This is a genomic window from Meiothermus sp. Pnk-1, assembly GCF_003226535.1.
GTDB lineage: Bacteria > Deinococcota > Deinococci > Deinococcales > Thermaceae > Allomeiothermus.
Map to the genome: position 1 here is coordinate 150697 of NZ_QKOB01000003.1, position 15313 is coordinate 166009.

The 15313-nt window shown below is 64.5% G+C and carries 25 protein-coding genes; 6 read left to right on the top strand and 19 right to left on the bottom strand.

The features are described from left to right. Positions 1-30: 30 nt before the first annotated feature. From DNA98_RS05505 to DNA98_RS18480, 19 genes are all read right to left on the bottom strand, one after another. A complete protein-coding gene (locus DNA98_RS05505) occupies positions 31-459 on the bottom strand; it encodes a hypothetical protein (protein WP_110527378.1) in 429 nt (142 codons plus the stop codon). A gap of 155 nt (positions 460-614) precedes the next feature. Further along, entirely contained in the window at positions 615-1895 is a 1281-nt protein-coding gene (locus DNA98_RS05510) for a terminase large subunit domain-containing protein (protein WP_110527381.1), read from the bottom strand. A 232-nt stretch (positions 1896-2127) separates the two neighbouring features. Then, positions 2128-2661, bottom strand: a complete 534-nt coding sequence (locus tag DNA98_RS05515) for a phage protein Gp27 family protein (RefSeq protein ID WP_158531608.1) — start codon at positions 2659-2661, stop codon at positions 2128-2130. Between the two features lie 184 nt (positions 2662-2845). Beyond that, positions 2846-3190, bottom strand: coding sequence for a hypothetical protein (locus DNA98_RS05520; RefSeq protein ID WP_110527386.1), 345 nt, complete (start codon positions 3188-3190; stop codon positions 2846-2848). A gap of 18 nt (positions 3191-3208) precedes the next feature. Beyond that, on the bottom strand, positions 3209-3466 hold the full coding sequence (locus tag DNA98_RS05525; RefSeq protein ID WP_129865622.1) for a hypothetical protein: 258 nt from the start codon (positions 3464-3466) through the stop codon (positions 3209-3211). A gap of 106 nt (positions 3467-3572) precedes the next feature. After that, the gene (locus tag DNA98_RS05530; RefSeq protein ID WP_129865621.1) at positions 3573-3965 is read right to left on the bottom strand and encodes a hypothetical protein; all 393 of its coding nucleotides are present in this window, start codon (positions 3963-3965) and stop codon (positions 3573-3575) included. Next, the gene (locus DNA98_RS05535; protein ID WP_110527391.1) at positions 3962-4750 is read right to left on the bottom strand and encodes an HTH domain-containing protein; all 789 of its coding nucleotides are present in this window, start codon (positions 4748-4750) and stop codon (positions 3962-3964) included. Before DNA98_RS05535 ends, DNA98_RS05530 begins: the two co-directional genes overlap by 4 nt. Further along, on the bottom strand, positions 4737-5009 hold the full coding sequence (locus tag DNA98_RS05540) for a hypothetical protein (RefSeq protein WP_110527393.1): 273 nt from the start codon (positions 5007-5009) through the stop codon (positions 4737-4739). The genes DNA98_RS05535 and DNA98_RS05540 overlap by 14 nt, the downstream gene beginning before the upstream one ends. Continuing rightward, positions 4987-5250, bottom strand: a complete 264-nt coding sequence (locus DNA98_RS05545) for a hypothetical protein (RefSeq protein ID WP_110527396.1) — start codon at positions 5248-5250, stop codon at positions 4987-4989. Before DNA98_RS05545 ends, DNA98_RS05540 begins: the two co-directional genes overlap by 23 nt. Then, complete coding sequence (locus DNA98_RS05550; RefSeq protein WP_110527400.1) at positions 5247-5756, bottom strand: hypothetical protein; 510 nt, start codon at positions 5754-5756, stop codon at positions 5247-5249. The genes DNA98_RS05545 and DNA98_RS05550 overlap by 4 nt, the downstream gene beginning before the upstream one ends. Then, entirely contained in the window at positions 5753-6052 is a 300-nt protein-coding gene (locus tag DNA98_RS05555; RefSeq protein WP_110527403.1) for a hypothetical protein, read from the bottom strand. The genes DNA98_RS05550 and DNA98_RS05555 overlap by 4 nt, the downstream gene beginning before the upstream one ends. Next, positions 6042-6302 carry a hypothetical protein gene (locus DNA98_RS17625; protein WP_129865620.1) on the bottom strand — a complete coding sequence of 87 codons (261 nt, stop codon included), beginning with the start codon at positions 6300-6302 and terminating at the stop codon, positions 6042-6044. Before DNA98_RS17625 ends, DNA98_RS05555 begins: the two co-directional genes overlap by 11 nt. Before the next feature lie 96 nt (positions 6303-6398). Continuing rightward, positions 6399-6707, bottom strand: a complete 309-nt coding sequence (locus DNA98_RS05560; protein ID WP_129865619.1) for a hypothetical protein — start codon at positions 6705-6707, stop codon at positions 6399-6401. 67 nt (positions 6708-6774) lie between these two features. After that, entirely contained in the window at positions 6775-7203 is a 429-nt protein-coding gene (locus tag DNA98_RS05565; protein ID WP_110527409.1) for a hypothetical protein, read from the bottom strand. After that, positions 7200-7571, bottom strand: coding sequence for a hypothetical protein (locus DNA98_RS05570; protein ID WP_110527413.1), 372 nt, complete (start codon positions 7569-7571; stop codon positions 7200-7202). The genes DNA98_RS05565 and DNA98_RS05570 overlap by 4 nt, the downstream gene beginning before the upstream one ends. Positions 7572-7634: 63 nt before the next feature. Then, a complete protein-coding gene (locus DNA98_RS05575; protein ID WP_110527416.1) occupies positions 7635-7865 on the bottom strand; it encodes a hypothetical protein in 231 nt (76 codons plus the stop codon). Further along, positions 7862-8713 carry an ATP-binding protein gene (locus tag DNA98_RS05580; protein WP_110527419.1) on the bottom strand — a complete coding sequence of 284 codons (852 nt, stop codon included), beginning with the start codon at positions 8711-8713 and terminating at the stop codon, positions 7862-7864. The genes DNA98_RS05575 and DNA98_RS05580 overlap by 4 nt, the downstream gene beginning before the upstream one ends. Before the next feature lie 47 nt (positions 8714-8760). Further along, positions 8761-10695 (bottom strand): DDE-type integrase/transposase/recombinase, encoded by a 1935-nt coding sequence (locus DNA98_RS05585; protein ID WP_146237982.1) that lies wholly within the window; start codon positions 10693-10695, stop codon positions 8761-8763. Positions 10696-10802: 107 nt separating this feature from the next. Then, positions 10803-11048 carry a helix-turn-helix transcriptional regulator gene (locus tag DNA98_RS18480; RefSeq protein WP_129865618.1) on the bottom strand — a complete coding sequence of 82 codons (246 nt, stop codon included), beginning with the start codon at positions 11046-11048 and terminating at the stop codon, positions 10803-10805. Between the two features lie 84 nt (positions 11049-11132). On the opposite strand from DNA98_RS18480, the gene DNA98_RS05590 reads away from it, so the two are divergent. From DNA98_RS05590 to DNA98_RS05615, 6 genes are all read left to right on the top strand, one after another. Continuing rightward, positions 11133-11813, top strand: a complete 681-nt coding sequence (locus DNA98_RS05590) for a LexA family transcriptional regulator (RefSeq protein ID WP_158531609.1) — start codon at positions 11133-11135, stop codon at positions 11811-11813. A gap of 121 nt (positions 11814-11934) precedes the next feature. Beyond that, positions 11935-12504 carry a hypothetical protein gene (locus tag DNA98_RS05595; RefSeq protein WP_110527428.1) on the top strand — a complete coding sequence of 190 codons (570 nt, stop codon included), beginning with the start codon at positions 11935-11937 and terminating at the stop codon, positions 12502-12504. A gap of 123 nt (positions 12505-12627) precedes the next feature. Beyond that, complete coding sequence (locus DNA98_RS05600; RefSeq protein WP_129865616.1) at positions 12628-12963, top strand: hypothetical protein; 336 nt, start codon at positions 12628-12630, stop codon at positions 12961-12963. 5 nt (positions 12964-12968) lie between these two features. After that, complete coding sequence (locus DNA98_RS05605; RefSeq protein WP_110527434.1) at positions 12969-13958, top strand: phage protease; 990 nt, start codon at positions 12969-12971, stop codon at positions 13956-13958. Further along, on the top strand, positions 13958-14368 hold the full coding sequence (locus DNA98_RS05610; protein WP_110527438.1) for a hypothetical protein: 411 nt from the start codon (positions 13958-13960) through the stop codon (positions 14366-14368). Before DNA98_RS05605 ends, DNA98_RS05610 begins: the two co-directional genes overlap by 1 nt. A gap of 13 nt (positions 14369-14381) precedes the next feature. Next, positions 14382-15296 carry a Mu-like prophage major head subunit gpT family protein gene (locus tag DNA98_RS05615; protein ID WP_129865615.1) on the top strand — a complete coding sequence of 305 codons (915 nt, stop codon included), beginning with the start codon at positions 14382-14384 and terminating at the stop codon, positions 15294-15296. Positions 15297-15313: the final 17 nt, after the last annotated feature.

The window sequence follows — 15313 nt, forward strand, 5'->3', positions numbered from 1 at the left end:
CCCCGAAGGGGCTGCTAGGTTACCGACAGTCTACTTCACTCGTGTGGGTTTAGTTGCAGTTCGCCCAGCCTTTTCCAGTTTCGCCCTGAGCCGTTCAATGCGCTCAGTCCAATCACCATGCCATCGTTGTCGGCGTGCCTCAATGCTGAAACTTAGGGCCTCCTCGAGCTGTCCCTGCTTTTCCAAAACGATCACCAAGCGCTCAAACCCCGGGTGACGGACGCCCGTCGCGCCACCCCTGCCGTATTTCCTGCGCATCGCCTCACGAACTTGGGGGGCAATTGCTACCATTGAACGCGCGGTCCCCAGGGCAGCTTCCAGCATCCCTGGCCGGTCACGGTGCTTGTACTGGAGCTCCATAAGGTCCATCAAGGCAAAGTGTCGTTCCAGGACGCCCGAGGCTGTTTGCGCAGCCCGCTTCGCCAGCTCGAGTTGGCGATCAAGGTCAATGGGATCCACGTTGGTCAGTATATGTCCAACCTGGCTCACGCTTTCTGTCAGAACTCCCCAGGCATTAGGAGCCTTTTTACGGGGCTCCGTGGGCAGGCCGGTCCAACCACCGGCCCCCCGCGTGCCGGGGCATTTGCCGCCCCATCGGCGGGCCAGCGGGCCGCTCAGTACAGCCCCTCGTGGCCACCAAACCGGCCCTTCAAGACCGTGCGATATTCCACCGGCCCCCTCGGGCGGGTCGCCGCGTGCATGGCCAGCGCCTTAGCCCAGAAGTGGTCGGCGTGGCCCTGCTCGTTGCGCTCGGCATCATAGCGCACGTTGCCCGCACTGGTGACGATGCGCTTTACCGAGTGAATGGATTCTCGCAACGATTGGTTGTTGGCCGGAATGCGCACCTTGCGGTCCTCGAAGGCCAGCCGCAGGCTTTGAGCGAGGTCGGCCTTGACCTCGAGGTTGAACTCCACCGGCTCGACCCTCCAGCCGAACTTGCGCCGGGCCTCCTCCGCCAGCATCATGCCCAGGCCGGTGGCGTCGATCGCGGCGCGGCGGACACGTGGCAAGTAGCTCAGCAGCACCTCGAGCTGGGTGGCGAAGGGGGTGCTCCGCAGCTCGATGATCTTGCGGCAGTAGGCCACGTCACCCACGATCTCATCAATCCAGATCACCGTGAGGTCGCGCCGACGCCCAATGTCCATGCCCAGGTAGGCGCGGTCAGGGTCCCATTCCTCGGCCAGGCAGCCCGCGGATTCAGCGGCCAGGATCAGGTCGTAGGGGATGAAGGCCGTGCTCTCCTCCACGAACTCCAGGAGATACTCCTGCTGCCAGGCGATGGGATCGGCGATAGCCTCCCGCAGTTCCTCCGGGTCAATTTGCAGCCCCTGAGCAACCGCGTCGTAGATGGTGACCCGATGGCGGCTCCAGATCTCTCCCCCGCGCTCCCAGAGCTGGAAGAACATGTTTCCCTTGCCGTTGGGCGTGCTCACGATGCGGATTCGGTAGCTGGGATTGCGGGTGATGGTGGGGAACAACGCCGTCCAGATCGCCTTGGAGTCCTTATGGAAGGCGAACTCGTCCAGGAAGACGTTACCCGAGTAGCCGCGAGCGGTGTCGGGGTTGGCCGGGAGGAAGATGTGCCGCGAGCCGTTGGGGAGGCGAAGCTGGAGCTGAGTGTACTTCTCCCCGCTATCGGCCAGGAAGTAGTCCTCCATCGCCTCGGCAGCGATGCGGTAGGCTTCGAGGTGGAGCTTGGCCTTCTCGGCGAGCTCGAGGCTCTGCCGTTCTCCACGGCTGAGATAGATCCACAACGCCCTGCGCTCGAGGGAGTCATCCACCGTCTCGAGCGTCCCCGCGAAGCTTTTCCCGCTCTGGCGCGACCACATGCCGATCTTGAATCGAGATTTGTCCTCGATCCAGAGCTTCTGGTAGGGCAGAAGAATCCCACTCATGGCCGCACCGGGGTGTGGCCTCCTCCCCCCACTTTAGTGGGGGGCAATATAGCCTCCACACTCCCTTTTCTGTAATCAGCCGAGAAGCGTACGTAATCGATGATGAATAGATCGGCTGGTATGCCCCCACGCGACAGCCACACATACCAGAAGGCGCGACGGAAGGCACGGCCCCTATAGACCTTCAGCTCGATATTGCCGTTAGTGGCGGTATTGGGGTCCGACATAGCACTTAGGGGGTGATGCCGTAGAGCTCCTCGCGGATGACCCGAAGCACCTCGGGCGTAATGCCCGACTGCTTAGAGAGCTTTTCCTCGACTTTCTTGGCCACGTCCTCGGTAAGCAGGCGTTCGGTCTTCTCCAGGCGCAGTGCGACTTCGGCCGAACGCACCGCGAGGTTGAGCGCCTTGATGGGGTCGAGGTCCTCGAGCTCGGTATCCTCGAGCAGCCGGAGCGCCTTGTGGGCGATGACGTTAACCACGGCGCTGTGCAGGGAGAGCTGCTTGCCGGTGGCCCTGGAAATGGCGTCCATGACCTGCTGGGTCTCGAGCGCCTGACCCAGGGCAGGCAGCAGGTGGTTGTTCCGATGGCGCGAGAGCCCGCCTACGCTGATGTCCAGGCCCTCCGTAGCCGCCCACTGCACGATCTCCTCGTATTTGTAGGACATACCGCCCGGCTTGCGCTCCTCGCCCAGCAGCCGGGCGTCGATCCGCTCCCGCAGACTGGATTGGCAGATCTTGCAGCGGGTAGAAGTGACATAAATCATCGCAGCCATCCCCCGATCGCCACCAGCAGGGTTGTGGCTCGTACAACCCAGGCCAGCCAACGACGTCGCGTATGGTCGGCCTCGAGCAGTTTCACCAGGCGGCCCATATCGGCCTCGATAGCCGACAGCCGCACATCCGTCGCAGTACGTAGCGCTCGGAGTTCTTGCTCAAGGCGCTCCGCGTTCACCGTCGCACCCGCACCAAGACGCCGGGATCCGTCGTGGTCCCGTCATTAACATCGATTCCCGCTGGCAGGAGCCGCACCCACTCGAACGACCCCGAGCCATCCATTTTCCAGCCCACCTGGACATACTGCTTGCCCTCGAGGTAGCGCAGGGCATTGTGGAGTTCAGCATCAGCGGGCAGGCTCCGTAGCTCCTCGAGCGTGCGGGTCAGCTCGTAATGCCCAATGCAGTAGGGATCGTCGGGATTGAGGGCATCGCCCTCAGCGGCGACGTGGATCACATAGAGGATCAACCCTCGCAGCATCCGGGCACGTTTGGGGTCACGCTTTTGAAACACGCTCATCGTCGTTTTCCCTCCGTATTACTTGATCCACCCAGCAACCGTGCTCCTGATGTCGATAATGCCTATCAGCAGGGCCAGCACGAGCACCAGTAGCCTGAAAAACCACTCCGTTTGCCACCAGCGCAGTGTGGGCTTTTCCTTGGCTTCAATCTTGCGGATGAGCTTGATCGTGAGCAGTTTTTCCCGCAATCGGTCGAGGTGATCCGGGTTAGTACCGGGCGACTTTTCCAATTCTGCGAGCATACCCTCAACCAACTCGAGTTCCAGATCATCCACCGCGCCTCCCGGGCCAAAGAAAAGCAGCCCCCGAGGGGGCTACCAGGTTAAGGCTAGTGTAACAGGTCAGGCTGGGAAAGCGGGAGGTTTTGACAAATAGCGTGGATCAGGTTGGACATGGCCGCAACAACCGCCCCAGCTTGAGCGCCAGCTCAGCCAGCGACTCGGATACGTTAGCCCGCTCGACGCGACCCCGGTCACGCCGCGCCCGGAACACCGCCCGGTAGCGGGTGGTCGCCAGGTGCTCCTCCAACTCCTCTCGCTCCCAGGGCTCGAGGTTATCCAGAAAGCGCTCCATGTCCCACCGCCACAGCCGCAGGGTCTCGGCCTGGATCAGGCCGGGCACCGGGCGCACGTGCACCTCAAGGTAGCTGGCACGGTGAGGATTGTGCCCCCCCAGCACCTTGACCCAGGTCTTGCGCTCGTGCGCCACCATCCACAAGGCGTGCATGGCCCACTCGGCCCGCCACATCGCCACCGGGTTCGAGCTCCCCCTCACCGGCGCACCTCCTGCCAGACACGCCCGGTCCACTCCACGAGGCCCAGGTCGCGCAGCTTGGCCAGCCGCCGATCGGCTGTCTCCTTCGAGCGCCCGATGGCCTCCGCCAGCTCCTTGGCCTCAATGCTGCCCCCTCTGGCCCGGATCACCTCGAGGGCCTGGGTCAGGTTAGGCGCCAGGGTCAGGCGGGTGGTGGTCTCCTCCACCCGGTGGTGGTGCTCGAGTTGGCTCATGAATCCGGGGGCAGGATTGACCGGGGTCATGACCTGGGGCGTCACCTCGGTCACTGCTTGGGTCATGGGCATGACCGGGGTAGGTCGTCGGGGTTTCGGTTTTGTAACCGGGGTCATGACCTGGGGTGTCGCCTCGGTCACCGCTTGGGACATATGGAGTAGCCCCCCGATGACCTTGCCGATGACCAGCCCGGCCAGGGGAAACGCGCTCGCGGCCAGTAGGGTCAACCACCACTCGAGCCCCCACAACTCTGAGGGGGCTGCCAGCCACATCGAACGCCAGTTGCCGACGAACACGATCAGTAAAAACGCGATGTTGCCCCAGAAGGCGTAGCAGGCGACCTCCTGCTTTTGGTAGATGCGGGAAACCATGCCAGTGGACAACACGAAGAGCTCCAATGCCACGGCAATACTCCAGGCAATGCCGGGCGGCAGGCTGCCGTTGTACTGGGCATAGAACGCGGCGAGGTGCGGGGTGGAAACCACGGCAGCCAGCACGTAGATGCCCAGCAGGGCGACGATGATCAAGCGGGTATGGTCAAGCCGGGGCATCCCATTCCTCCATTGGTGGCACGGGCCTGAGTTCTGGGAAGGCGGCGTTGATGGCCTGGCGAGCCTCCTCCGCCGTGGGGAAGACGTATTGGGGCACGTGGTAAACGGTGTAGTAGGGCTGCACGTCGTCGCCAAGGCGGGTCATGCAGATGCACCACACCAGCCCCACCCAACCACTCTGGCGAGGGTCGTAGGCGACGGATAGGTAGTACTGCTGATCGTTGAGGTAGGGGATGTTATTCCGCTTGATCCTGATCACGTCGCATCTCCTTTTCGAGGCGCTCCAGACGGACTTTCATCGCCTCGGCGGTGGCGATAGCCCGCTCGAGGTCTCCCTGCTGGGCAATGATCTGACGCACCCGGTCGAAGGCGGGGGTGGGGTCGATGACCCCACCCTCCTGCATGACCTGGCGCAGTTCGGTCCGGTAGCAGTCGATGATCTCGGCGATCTCCAACAGGGCGCTACGGCGTCCGATGGGGTCAGGGGTTATGGTGATCATGGCGTTCCCACCTCTAATCCCAGGTATTCGGCAGCCTGCGCCACTGCCCGCTCGAGCTCCCTGCTAGCCCGGCGCTGGGGCAGGGCGGCCAGGGTCAGCACCCGCAGCAGTTGCTCGGGCGAGGTACTGGCCTCCAGCAGGGTGGGCTGCTTCACCGGGTCCAACCCCTCTCCCGTACCCCGCACGAAGGCCTCGGCCAAGGCCGAGTAGCGCTGGTAGGTGGTCTCGAAGTAGGCAGCCAGGAACAGGATGATGCGACGGGCCCGGGCCACCTCCGCGGGTCCGGCTCCCACCAGGTCCACCAGGTGGTAGCGCTGGTCCTCGGGGTCGAAGCCGATCACCTTGAGGTGGGGTGCGGCCTTCTCACTGGCCAGGGCCACGGCGTCGCGGGCCTTGCGCTCGTCGGTGCCTAGCCGCTGATGGAGCTGCTCGCGGCTGAGCCCTGCATGAGCCTCGGCCAGGACGCGGTAGACTTGGCGGGCGAGCTCGAGGTCGGTCGCGTTCATGCGCCCACCGGCTCCACTTCCACCCGCACGATTACGCGGCGGGACAGAGCTTGCAGCATGGTCTTCTGGGTGACCTCGAGCCAGCACTTCGCGCTGGGGCTCCAGGTCGCGAACAGCGGGAAGACCTCGCTGTGGTTGTAGCCCGGAATAGCCGAAGCCCCCGAGGCCAGGCTCGGGGTTTCGACCAGTCCCAGGTAGCGCACCCGCCAGCCTTCACCATCGGCGAAGTGCACCAGGCATTCCTGGCCATCCTGGTTGGCAATGATTTCCAGCGCCTCATCGGGGCTAATCCTCATGGACGCACCTCCAGCAGGGAATGTCCCACGCTACCCGGCCGGTGCCGCCGCAGGTCCCGCACGGGGCGGAGCGGGCCAGCCGGGCCAGAAGCTCCCGGACCTCCGCCTCGTCCCGGTAGAGCTCGGCCATGAAGGTGTGGCCGAGTTTTTCGCAGATAGTAGCCCGGTGGCGCAATTCCTCGGGTCCATGACCCCGCACCTGGGCATGGTGGCGAATACGGTCAAGTGGGCTAATGAACGGGGCGTTCATAGCTCCTCCCGCTGGGCCGGCGGCTGAAGGGCCTGCAGGGCCGCGCCGAGTTCCTTGGCGGCCGATTCACGGGCATCCCGCGGGCGGGCGGGGTAGTCATCGGATCTCCACCCCCTTCATGCGGTGCGGGTGACGCAAGACCTCCTTGGCGGTCTCGTCGGAGCCTTTGCCCACCAGCGGAAATAGCTCAAGACTGGCAGCGTAGGCTGCGGCATGGCGGCGCAGGGTGTATTGGAGTTGCATAGGCTCGATCTGCCGGGTCTCGCCCAGTTCGTCAGCCACCCGCCACAGCTCACGGGCCAGATCGCGCAGGTTGAACTCCAGGACCTTGTAGCCAGGAACCGTGATGCTGTCGGCAATCTGATCCACGGTCTCCGGGTTATTCAGTTTTTCCATCTCGGCCATGTGAAACCTCCGGCCAAACATCAATCTGATGAGCTGAGCCGTGCGGCTCTTGTCGGTACGAAAGCGCTTATGCGACATGGGAGCCATGCTTCGCGACAAATTCGGCGAGCTGGCGGTCGGAGAAGATCTGTTCCAGTAGCCTGGCGTAGTGGCCCTCGAGGGCCGCCCGTAGGCTCTGGTGCTCACGGCGCAAGGCCTCGATGTCGGCCTCGGTCTTGTCGATTGCCACCTGCAACTGGCGCAGCCGCTTCTGGTATTCCACGTAGTCGGTGTCCTCGCAGACGGCCAGGAGGAGGTAATCCTCCTGGGCCGCCGCGCCCTTGATCTGCTGGAACTCCACGCGGGCCCGGGCCCGCACCCGCACCTCAGCCGCGCGGCGCTTGAGGTTGTCCTCGGTCTCGCGCTTCTCCGCGCGGTGGCGGGTCAGGGTGCGCTCGAGCCTGTAGATCTCCTCCGGGATCGCCAGTACCCGGGCGATCTGTTCGTTGAGCGTCACGGCGTACCTCCCCTGCGGAGGCGCAGCTCCGCGGCCGTCATCCGGTCGAGCGCCTCGCCTGATTCGACGGGCTGCAAAAGCACCCGCCGGATCACCTGTCCGTACTTGCCCCGATGGGTCTGGATGCGGGTCTCGACCCGGATGACCGCCACGGTGACAATCCGTCCCATGTCGCCGCTGCCGGGGTCGAGGTTCTCGAGCTCGAACACCTCCCCCTCACGGATCCAGTCCAGGTCCGCCCGCAGGTAGTTGAGCGGCTCTCGGGGCCAATCCCCGTTCTCGTCGGTCAGGTACAGGACGGTCGCGGCATCCTCATGCAGCGGGATGCGCTCCGAACCCACCTGGGCAAATCGGCGTTTTTTTCCCATCACAACCCCAGCACCAAAACCAGCACGGCATAGAAGCCGATGATGAAGGCCAAGCCACGCGCCCTATCCATCGCTCTCCCCCCTTGCGAACCCCTCCCATGCCCCCAGCGCCCGGCGGACCGGGTCCCACGCCGCTACGACCAGCTCGGGGTCGTGGTAGTAGGCGCGGGCCCCGGTGAGGGCGGCCAGGCGCCGGGCCTGGCCCTGGTCGCCCACCGCCGGCCAGTTGACGTAGAGCGTGCCGGAGGGGGCCAGCACTGCGGCCCTCCCTCCGGGTAGCAGCAGGGCTGTCACGTGCGGCCCCCGCTGAGGTTGATGCGTTGGGCCGCTGTGAGCACGTGGCGCGGAGCGAAATTCTCCCGGCTCAGGCCCCTCTCGCGGTTTTTCGAGATGGCCCGGTCGATCTGGCGCACCAGCCGCAGCACGTCACGCATGACACCGCCGGTAAGCTCGTGCATCTTTCTGATGACCTCGGGCTTAAACCCGGCCATTTGCGGCATGCTCAGCAGCTCCTCGAGCTCCACCGGTTTGGCCTCCGCCACTACGCCGATGCGGCTCTCGATGTCGCGCCAGCGGCGCAGTAGCCGGGCGTAGTCCTCGGTGCAGACCAGGATGAAGGTGCTCCCCGACTCGTCGGCGAGGTATTTGAGCACCTCTAGGCTCTCCCGCGGCATCCGCTGGGCCTCGTCAATCACGGCCACGATGGGTCGCTTCATGAGCTGCTGGTGGATGATCCCGATCAGCGTCCGGAAGTTAGCCACCTTAGTGATGAAGAGGTTGGTGGCCAGCTCATCCAACAGGGCCTGGGGACCGAAGTCGGGCGGCGCGTGAATGTAGGCGGTATTGAGGTCGGGTTTGTCCTCCCTCAGTTTCTGGATGAAGCGGCGGCTCGTGATGGTTTTGGAGCAGCCTGCGGGCCCGGTCACCAGCGCAAAGGGAAACTGGTCCTCTACGGCGTCACGCAAGCGCCCGGCAATGATCGCCGTGGCCTTGGTCTGCACGTAGCCCTGGGTGGGGTCCTCGAGGGAGAAGCCGAGCTCCTCGCTGAGCGCCTCATCGATGAACCGGGAGAGCTCCTCAGGGTCCTTGAACAACAGCTGCACCGGAGTCTCGGTCTGTCGTGTATCCTTGTCCTGATCCATACAGTCTCCTTGACGTGGATTGCCTCTCGGTCTGCCTCCGGCAAGAGCTACAGACCGTTGGGGCTTAACGGGTCGTTGCCGAGGTCGTACTCCTCGTCGAGCACGAATCCCTCGGCCAGGAAATCCTCGAGTGCGCTCTGCATCTCGGCGCGGCTCTGCGCCTCGGGGTCGGCCTCGAGCCGGGCCTCCGGGGCGGCGAGATGGAAGGTCTGGGGTTCGGGTTTGGCGGCCAGGCGCTCGAGCACCCGGTCGTGCCGGTAGGTCGGGTCGGTGAACTGCCGCCGCACCTCCTCGGCGGCCTCGAGGATGCTCTTGACCTGGGCTCGGATCCGGCGCCGCATCTCCCGCGCCTCGTCGCTGCCCGCGGCGAAGTCCATCGGAACCAGGGGGCCCAACACCTGCAGCCGGTCGCCCACCGGCAGCGCGACCACCAGATTCTGGGCGGGCATCAGGTCGTTGACCAACAGCACCACCTCGTCCCCCTGGTGGGCGATGAGGCTGCCGTCGGCCAGGCCCCAGGTGCGGCCCTCGTAAACCACGGTGCCGTTGCCGCGCACCTTGCGGCGCTCCTGGCGGGAGAACACCAGGCTCAGGTCGCCGAAGTTGAAGCGGGCCCGGCTCGCAGGCGGCGCGGTCTCGAGGAACAGCTCCTGGTATGATTTGCCGCCCTTGCGGATCTCGCGGTGGTAATCCATCGTGAGCCATAGCAGGGCGGCGTTCTTGAACTCCTCTTCGGTGAGGAGTCGATCATTGGTATCGCGGGGATCTGGCCCCCCTTCGGCAATCCAGCGGCGGGTGTTGTGCAGCAGCCGGGCGATCTGCTGGTGGTCGCGCTCGGTGGTGTCCGGGCCGGCGTAGCCCGGAAGACCGCGCTCAAACGTGTTGTGGAAGACCCCGAAAAACCGCTCGATATTGCCGCGGCTGTGGCTGACGCGGGGCAGGGAGTGCTCGAGGCGAATGCCCAGGGTGCGGGCGATCTGCGCCGACTTCTCCGAGCGGTAAACCTTGCTGTTATCCCAATAGATGACTTCGGGCCGGCCCCAGATGGGCCAGAGCTGGGCCCAGCGGTCGGGCTTCTCCAGCAGGCCGAGCATCAGCATCCGGTCAGTGGGAGCCTGCCCCTCCTCCCGGCTGAAGACGAAGGCCGGGACCGCGCCGCTGAACACGTCGATCGCGGCGTGGATGCGTAGCCTCAAAATCTTGTCGCTGTAGGGGTCGTACACGAAGGTGTCGCAGCGGGTCATGTCGACCATCCATAGCTCGTTGGCTCGCTCGGCCAGCACCTCCCCCACCCACACCCGGCCAAACTCCTTTTTGCCCCGGTCGTCCATCAGCGCCACCCGGAACGCCGGGATGCGCTCCATCTGCCGCCGGACGCGCTGGATGGTGCCGGGGCTGAGGGTGTTGGTGGCGCGGGCCCGGGGATAGGGCTTGTATCGCAGGAGGGCCGGGTCGTTGAGTTCGATGATGCGGCGTATCCGCCGGGCGCTGTAGCGCGGGTGCATGATCCAGAGGGTCATCACCAGCCGCAGCAGTTCCTCCGGCAGGCGGGGAACCCCGCTATCGGTGCGGCGCTTGCGGGCCAGGCCGCTCTCCGGGTCACGGGCCTGGGCCAGCTTGCCCAGCAGGCGCCAGATGTGACGCTCGGATACCCCCCTACGGGCAGCCTCCTCGCGCACGCGCTGGGCGCGGGCCCCGTAGCCGAGTTGCTGCAGTTCGGCGTGCAGGGGCTGGAGCCACTCGAGCATCTGCTGAGCCCGCTGGCGCTGGTGTGTGGGGATGGCCTCGGGGTTGCGGAGGCTAAGCACGGTCGGCGCGAGGCCCGGGGTGACTTGGGCACCCCGCGAAGAGCCCCCCTCCTCGTCTGTCGGGTTGAATAAATGTCCCCACCGGTGCTCAGCTTGAACATCCTTGTCCAGGGCTCGAGCCAGGCTATCCAGGTCCACCACCCAGTACTTCGCCGCTCTCCCCTGGGGACGCACTTTCCGACGCTCCTCCCAAATCACACCGGGAACGCCCCTATAGCGCCGAATGGTTTTATCGGAAACCCCAAGCAGCCTCGCTGCTTCCACGACCGTAACGAATTGGGTCATTCCTCACCTCGCGATGTAGGCTGCATATGTTGAGGTTCGGAGGAAAAAAAACGGAGATCGAGGCCGTAGATGTCGGCCAACTTTTGGATTGTCATCAGCGTTGGGCGCTTCCCCCGCGAGCCGCTGAGGATGGCGTATACCGTCGAGCGGGCCAGCCCCGTCCTCCTCGCCACATCGCTGGGCGTGTCCCCATGCTCGAGCATTGCCTGCCGCAATTTCTGCCCCAGTGCCATGAACGTCATGCCTCACTTGTCCACATATGTAGACGCTGTTACCATGCTAGTCGTGTAGTCCACATGTGTCAACACTCTGCGGAGCAAAATCCTATGAGTCGAAAGTTGCCGTTGGAGGGCCCGTTTAATGATTGGATTGCGGAGCGGATGGATGAGCTAGGCATTCAATCCGTTGAGGAGTTCGCTCGGTACGCGAAAATTGGCCGAGCCACCATGCACAACGTTATCCGGGGCCGGGTTTCGCCCAAGGGTACCTGGGTCAAACCCTCCATCGAGACCCTCGAGCTGCTGGCGATCGCCCTGAACCGGCCGATCCAGGATCTCATATTTCGGCTCATGCCCAACGCTCCCGGCAGCGAGCTGATGACCACGCGCGCGCAAGTCCGGGTGCCGGTCGTGGGAGTAGTCGGAGCGGGTCCTGGTCAGGACATCGAGGTTGACGACGGGTATATCTTCGTCGAGTCCGCATTTGCGCGGGGGAAACGGCTGGCGGCCTACCGGGTCTACGGGGATAGCATGTGCGCCGGCCGCCGGCCGATCTGCGACGGAGACATCATCGTCGCCAACCTGAACGACAAGGGTGACTCCGGCTCAGTGGTGGTGGCCCGCCTGGTCGACGGCACCACGGTGTGCAAAGCGCTGAAGGTCGACAGGTTCGGGGCCCACCTGATGAGCCTCAACCCGATGTACACCAACAGCACCCCGCCGATGATCCCCGCCAGCGAGGTTGCCGAGATCGTCGGAAAAGTCATCATGGTCCAGGGACAGCTCTGACGCCCTGGTCCCCCTGAGGAGGCTGGAGGTTCCTCGAGTCCCTGCTCGAGGAAATGCCTGCGTAGCCCATCAGCACGAAATCTGAACCAGAGGCAGATGCGAACTGTTCTATAGTGGGTACATGCGAAACGTGGTCTTGCTGGGGTTCCTGGTGCTCGGGGGCCTGGTCCTCGGAAAGCCTATTAGCGACAAGCAGCTCGTCACAAGGTTGGTGCAGGCGGGGCGGGTCGTCCGCTTCGAGCACGTGCGCCTCGGTGCGCCGCTGGCCGGGCACAGCCTCGAGCGCAAGTACCGCCTGCAGGTCAGAGACCCCAACGACCAGGTGGTTATGGTCGAATGGTTCTTGGCAGTGGCGAAGGGCACCACGCATGTCTTCAAGTCCGGAGTCACACTTCCCCAGGGCTCGGACATCGGGAACAGCGGATTCGCCCTGGGCCTGGTGGTCGGCATCGTTCTGCAGAGCTGTCTCGGGGCGTCACCCGCTGTGGCATCCGAGATCGAGGGCTGGTTCGTCAGCCGAATGGAGGTGCTGCTGGAGCGCGGCCGGGGGCAGTACGAAAAAGCCTTCGGCCCGATTTACATGGCCTTCATTGGCAACGCGTCGTTCGGCATCGGCGAGCTCACCATCGCGATCAGCCGGGCGGGAAAGCCGGGCACCGGGTGGAACTCGTACTGCACCATCGCCCCTTGAGGGACGTCGCCACGCTGAGGGTGTACACTCAGCCCAGCGTTGCGTGGTAAACTCTCCATAACCTAGCCAGAGGACCCCCGGGGAACCCCCCTGGGGGTCCGGCTTTTGGTCAGAGGAGGGCGTGTGAAGCGAACCGCAACGATCATCCTGGCGCTGGCGTGTGCGTTGGTGCTGGCCCAGGGCCAAAACCACACCGGCCCTGCGTCGGCAGACCCCTGCCTGGTGTGGGGGCCGTTGATCTCGTTCTTCGTCCAGCTCGTCAAGGGTTGGATCTCCTGGGTCAGGGAGAGGCCGCAGGTGGTGGCGGGTATTTTCAGCGCGATCGCCACCGTGGTGAGCTCGCTGGGCGGCAGCGCCGACATCGTGGCGGTGTTGATCTGCTTTGCCACCACTCTTGGGCTCAGCGTCGGCACCTACGAGGTGCTCATCAAGCGCTTCGCCAGGCGGCCCGCTGCTTGAAGAGCATGGAGAACCGCTTCGCCCAGCTCCTCACCCGTATCTCCCTCTCGGAGGGGGCCCTGCCCGCGCGCGTGCCGCTTCACCCCTTCGGGGAGTTCACCGCCAACGGCGGGAGCATGCGCTTCCGCTTCGATGCGGACAGCCTCGAGCGGGTCAAGGCCCAACTGCGGGAGAAAGGCGTGCCGTTCGTGATCGACCTCCACCACGCCACCCTCAAGGTCGAGGAGGGCAAGGCCGCCGAAGCCCCTGCGATGGGCTTCATCCATGACGTGGAAGTCGAGGGGGACACGGTTTACGGGATCGTGGAGTGGACCCCACTGGGCCAGGAGAAGGCGGCACAGGGCGGTTTTGCGTTCATTTCCCCGGTGCTGTACTACACCGAGGATGGGCATGTCGTGGGCTACCACAGTCACGCGCTAACGAATCGGCCCGGCACCGACCATCAACGCCGGATCGGATTGGAGGAAAAGATGGATTGGCTCAAGCAAATGTTGGGCCTTCCCCAGGACGCTACCGACGAGCAGGTCAAGGCCGCGCTCGAGGCCGTCCAGGGAAAGGCCAGGCTGGGCGATCTGCTTATGCAGACGCTCGAGATCAGCTCACCCGAGCTGACGCCCGAGCTGCGCGGGCGCATCATCCGTATGGCGGCCAACGAGGGCCTGGTCGAACAGGTTAACCAGCTCCGCCAGGCGCTGGAGGCCCAGGCCTCCGAACGTAAGAAGGAGCAGATCGAGACCCTCATCCGGCAGGCGCTTGAGGACGGCCGCATCCCGGCTCAGGACGATGCCCGCATCAAGTTCTGGCGCGACCAGGCCGCCAAAGACCTCGAGGGCACCAGGGCCGCCCTCGAGATGATGCCCAGGCTGGTGCCCACCGCCCCGATCACCACCCCCGCCAAGCCCACCGACGGGGTCGCCGTACTCGAGGCCGACCTCCACGTCGCCTCGCTGCTGGGCCTCTCCGAAGACGAGCTCAAGAAATACGGAGGTAAGTGATGGCCGCTGCCACCGAAGCCCGCGACACCCCCCGCCGCAAGGGGGAAATTCTCAACCTGCCGGTCAAGGCCAACGTAAAGATTTACCAGGGCACCCTAGTGGTCCGCAACGGCGGCTATGCCGCCCCCGGCAGCACTGCGCTCAACCTGGTGGCCCTGGGCCTGGCCACCGAGACGGTGGACAACACCGGCGGCGCGGATGGCGCCAAGCGCGTAAACGTCGAGCCCGGCATCTACCGCTTCGACAACTCGGCCGCTGGCGATGCCATCGCCGAGACCGACATCGGCTCGGACTGTTACATCGTGGACGACTCCACCGTAGCCAAGACCAACGGCGGCGGCACCCGCTCCGTAGCCGGGAAGGTCTGGGCGGTGGACGCCGATGGGGTTTGGGTCAAGGTCGGGTTTTGACTGAGGTGATACCGTGATCATCAACTCCGCGAATCTGCAAGCATTGCGCAAAAACTTCCGCGCTCTGGCCGCACTCGGCATGAGCCAAGCCACCCCTCGCTGGAGCCAGCTCGCCATGCTGGCTCCCAGTACCACCGGTGAAAACACCTATGGGTGGCTGAAGGACATCCCCGGTATGCGCGAATGGGTCGGCGACCGGGTCATCCACAACATCTCCGAGGCCGAATACACCATCCGCAACAAGCAGTTCGAACTGACCGTGGGCGTCAAGCGCTCTCACATCGAGGACGATAACCTCGGGGTATATCGACCCATGTTCGAGGCCCTGGGAGCTCAGGTGGCCTACAGCCCCGACGAGCTGGTCTTCGGCCTGCTGCCCGCTGGCTTCAGCGAGAAGTGCTGGGACGGGAAAACCTTCTTCGCCACCGATCACCCGGTCAAGAAGGGCGTCACTTTCTCCAACAAGGGCACCAAGAAGCTCAGCGCCGCCAACTTCGAGGCCGCCCTGGCCCAAATGCAGAGCCTCAAGAACGCCGCCGGGCAGCCCCTGCGGGTGTTCATGGGGGAAGGAGATATGGCCCCTTTGCTGGTGGTGGGACCCACCAACCGGGCCACAGCGCTGGGCATCGTCGGCGTACAGCAGCTCGCCAATGGGGCCGATAACCCCAACTACCGGGCCGCGCGGGTGTTGGTGCTACCCGAGCTGACCGGGCCCTACGCCGATATGTGGTTCCTCGCCGACACCACCAAACCGGTCAAGCCCCTGATCTTCCAGCGCCGCAAGGAGCCCGAGTTCGTAGCCCTGGACAACCCGGAGGATCCCAACGTCTTCCACAAGGACGAGTACCTCTACGGCTACGACGACCGGAAGGCCGCGGGCTATGGGTTCCCCCAGCTCATGTACGGCTCGACCGGCGAGGAGGCCTAGCAGCCAGCAGTCAGAGC